We start from the raw sequence: 678 nt of genomic DNA on the forward strand, positions 1-678 counted from the left end.
AATAGCTGTTCCTCCTGTCGCTGTTGCAAACCATGTTACATTGGTTTGATTAACCTGAATATTTGCCACTGTTGGCGAATTTGTTGAACAGAAAGTTTGAGAAGCATTATTTGTTGTCGGATTTACTGTGTTACCAACTGTAATTGCTACCTGCAGTCTCACGCTGCTTTCGCATCCTGTTGCCGGATCTTTTATGGCACCAAAATAAGTTCCTGTTGTTAGTACTGCCATAGAAGCTAATGCAGTTCCGCCAGTTGCTGCTGTGTACCATACTACATTAGGTTCATTCACCTGGATATTGGCTACCGTTGGATTTGTACCAGTACAGAAAGTTTGAGAAGCAGCTGTAGTTGTTGGTGTAGCAGGATTGCTTACACTTACATTGACACTTAATCTTACAGCACTTTCACAACCTGTTGTCGGATCTGAAATCGCTGCAAAATAAGTTCCGCTTGTTAAAGCTGTTGTTGATGGAATAACAGTTCCGCCTGTTGCTGCTGTGTACCAAACGATATTAGATTGAGTAAACTGAACACTTGCAAAAGTCGGTACATTTACTGTACAGAAGTTTTGTGTTCCTGCTGTCACCAATGTCGGTGTTCCAGGATCAGTTACAATTACAGTAACTGCTAATCTTGAAGCACTTTCACAACCTGTTCCAGCATCTGTTAAAGCTGC

The 678-nt window shown here is 41.6% G+C and carries 1 protein-coding gene; it reads right to left on the reverse strand.

Going from position 1 to position 678, the window contains the following annotated elements:
* The coding region (locus ABEB23_RS18065; RefSeq protein ID WP_498371355.1) for an Ig-like domain-containing protein at positions 1-678 on the reverse strand (678 nt) is incomplete at both ends.

Origin of the sequence: Flavobacterium maritimum (genome assembly GCF_040049085.1) — a bacterium.
Classification (GTDB): domain Bacteria; phylum Bacteroidota; class Bacteroidia; order Flavobacteriales; family Flavobacteriaceae; genus Flavobacterium; species Flavobacterium maritimum.